This window comes from Bacillus sp. L_1B0_5 (assembly GCF_000836715.1).
In the GTDB taxonomy this organism is placed as follows: Bacteria; Bacillota; Bacilli; order Bacillales; family Bacillaceae_G; genus Bacillus_A; species Bacillus_A thuringiensis_S.
The window spans coordinates 1-2799 of sequence record NZ_JXIS01000242.1 but is presented as its reverse complement, the minus strand read 5'-3'; the positions used below and the strand labels follow the sequence as shown (position 1 = coordinate 2799).

Genomic DNA, 2799 nt, shown 5'->3' with positions numbered 1-2799 from the left:
TGTAGAGAAGACTTTCTCCACAGCCTGCGTAAAAAAAGAGTAGGATTACATCCTACTCTTTTTTTACTCATGCCCAATAAATAGACTTTTATAAAAGCTATTTAAGGTCTAATTTTGCTAAATCATGTTGTAAAACATTATTTCCTTCTTGTGGGTTAAATACGATTGCACTAAGACCAAAAACATTCGTAACAACATCTCTATCTTTCGGACGAATGATTCTTACTTCATAAGCAAAAAGTCTTGGAGGAAGAGCTGCTGAACGGAAAGTAACATATCGATTAGGTGGCAATGTTTGCGTTGAAGGGTCTATTAATGGTAACAATACCGGAGAACCAGATGACCAATCAAACATTTCAACAGTTACTCTACGAGTATCGTCAGGATCAACATTCATAGCATCCACAGTAAGAAATAACGTAGCGGAATGTCTACGTAATATACCCGTTGATAAAGTTTCATTATGATGTTCACAGCATTTTTTTGGAGGGTGACCATAGCCATAACTCATACCAATTCCCCCCTTTCATTTACAATTAAGGACAAGTATTCCTTATAATATATAATGCTAGTATTCTTTTATTGAAAGGTATAAAAGCGGATTTCCATCTATATTTTTAGATATTTTGTTTTTTATTTATTCGCTCTTAAAGAATAAAGTGAAACTTTAAATCAGCCCTCACCAATCGAGGTCTTACTCCCCGGCAAATAGCGGCATAAATCTATTTTGAAAAGGACCTGCTCCATTCATTCATAAAAGCATAAAGTAAATGGAATCCGTTAAAACACATGAGTGACCCCTTGGTTTTCCCTTCCTATTAAAAGGAGGAACTGTTATGGGCTTTGGTGGTAGTTGTGGCGGCTGTGGCTTCGCTGGAGGATTTGCTTTATTAGTTGTATTGTTCATTTTATTAATCATCGTTGGAGCTGCTTGCTTCTGCTAAAAAACTATCGGAAAAGACACTTTTATATGAGTGTCTTTTCTTCATAAAAAATACGCAATGTGCAGTTCAAGTGTAACTAATACTTTAAAGATGTAGTATTACATTCCCCCCTCCAAAATGAACTTCGATACTATAAATTTCGTTTAGTTGCAATCTTAAAATTTTAGTTTAATAGCAATATGGTGAAACCCTATTCCAGATAATATTGCTATTGCAGTAAAGTAAAACAAACTGGACAACCTAGATTTCAAACTGTAAGATTAGATGTTGGTGAAATCGGGCAGCAAAGCATATATAGAAAATAGGTGTTAATTTTGAAAATCAATAAAAAATTCGAACCAATAATTTTTAATATCTTTATGATTTTAGGTATATCTAGTATTATCTCTTTCGTCATGGTTTCAATGAATGTTGGATATACAGCTTTATTTCTCAAATTATGGATGAAAACATGGGGAATTGCTTTCGTACTTGCATTTTTAGCTTCTAAATTATTACCCTTTGTAGTTAAAAAGATAATGAAAATCTTCACTTTTGTTGAGAATGATGCTTAAGAATAAAGTGATGTACTACTCCTGTTCATTCCAGTTAAAAGAATTTATTATCACAAAAACTTAACCTAGTAAAATGTTTTAAATCGAAGGAAGACATCTTACAGATTGTCTTTTCTTTATAAGTAAAAAAAGCCCGCCTATTTCCGTAGGCGGGCTTTATCTTTATTACACAATACGAAAGTATACTCTCTTTTTCACTGAAATTTTATGTAATTATACATATTCATGAAAATAGCAGAATTAAAATATACCAAAATAAAAAATGAGCTAAATCTTCTAAATAGCTATAAGTTGTTATGACAACATATTTTCCACTTTCAACTTAGTTATCATTAGAATGTTTTTCTACAAAATCAAGGATTCTAGCATTAACTTCGTTAGAGAACTCACCATTGATTGCATGAGATGCATTTTTCCAATTAACTATATCAATATCTTTAACGTATTTTTTTCCAATTTCAACTGCTTTTACCGAATTGTGCATTGTACTTTTTTCAGCCATAAGTGCAAGCACTGGAATATCGATATTTTTTAAGTCTTCTTTACTAAATAGATTAGGCGCCGGCGTTTTCAGTTTATAGTTACGCATACCCGACTCGATTAACTTAGCGATAGGTTCATCGTCACTTATTTCTGCTCCTCCAGAAACATAGCTTAACATCTTTTCTCTTATAAACTTAGGCACAATAGGAACGGAAGCCGGAATAGATGCTAGAATCATCTTTATGGATATTTGCGCAAATACAAAGACTGGGTCCAATAAACTAGCCGTAGCAATATGATCAGGATTATATCTGGCCAAGTTCATTGTTGTCCAACCTCCAATGGAGACACCCACGATATGCACTCTTTCTAAACCTAATCCTTCAATTACTTCATTTAACCATTCTGCTTGTTGTTTTTGGTTTTCAATCACCTTCGTTTGCACACTCATCCCAGGTTCACCTAGTAAATCTATCGTGTAAACAGGCCTTTTTTCTCTTAGACCTCCTAAATTTGGTACCCACATTGGAGTAGATGCACCACGTCCAGGGAGTAAGAGTATTGGTTCCTTATGTTTGTTTTCCTCTTTAGTAAAATAATAAGCACGAATTGTGCCATATTTCGTTTTTATATCTTTCATATCGTTAGGTTTTGGAAGAAGTGCCATTGATTCATCGTAAGCAATTTGAAAGTCTTCCTTTCCTTTTTCAGATGTAAAGTGACCAATCTTATTATCATCTCTCTTCATTTGAATTCCTCCTTTCTACAAATATATGGATGAACTTTATCTATATAGATGGTGTTGCAAAACTCATAAA

4 protein-coding genes are annotated in these 2799 nt (G+C 33.4%); 2 read left to right on the top strand and 2 right to left on the bottom strand.

What is annotated here, in order from left to right:
• Positions 1 to 97: 97 nt before the first annotated feature.
• Positions 98 to 511, bottom strand: coding sequence for a hypothetical protein (locus tag RT27_RS32145; protein WP_016082627.1), 414 nt, complete (start codon positions 509 to 511; stop codon positions 98 to 100).
• A 325-nt stretch (positions 512 to 836) separates the two neighbouring features.
• Here RT27_RS32145 and RT27_RS34730 point away from each other — a divergent pair, with 325 nt between their 5' ends.
• Together RT27_RS34730 and RT27_RS32140 are read left to right on the top strand one after the other, a co-directional pair.
• Positions 837 to 944 (top strand): YjcZ family sporulation protein, encoded by a 108-nt coding sequence (locus tag RT27_RS34730; RefSeq protein WP_000505670.1) that lies wholly within the window; start codon positions 837 to 839, stop codon positions 942 to 944.
• Positions 945 to 1258: 314 nt separating this feature from the next.
• Positions 1259 to 1498, top strand: a complete 240-nt coding sequence (locus RT27_RS32140; protein ID WP_029443021.1) for a DUF2798 domain-containing protein — start codon at positions 1259 to 1261, stop codon at positions 1496 to 1498.
• Positions 1499 to 1820: 322 nt separating this feature from the next.
• On the opposite strand, the gene RT27_RS32135 is transcribed toward RT27_RS32140, so the two are convergent.
• Complete coding sequence (locus RT27_RS32135; protein ID WP_043939496.1) at positions 1821 to 2729, bottom strand: alpha/beta hydrolase; 909 nt, start codon at positions 2727 to 2729, stop codon at positions 1821 to 1823.
• Positions 2730 to 2799: the final 70 nt, after the last annotated feature.

Excerpts from the sequence above, each read along its gene's own strand:
- RT27_RS32145 (WP_016082627.1), bottom strand. The coding sequence starts at position 511 with ATGAGTTATGGCTATGGTCACCCTCCAAAAAAATGCTGTGAACATCAT.
- RT27_RS34730 (WP_000505670.1), top strand. The coding sequence starts at position 837 with ATGGGCTTTGGTGGTAGTTGTGGCGGCTGTGGCTTCGCTGGAGGATTT.
- RT27_RS32135 (WP_043939496.1), bottom strand. The coding sequence starts at position 2,729 with ATGAAGAGAGATGATAATAAGATTGGTCACTTTACATCTGAAAAAGGA.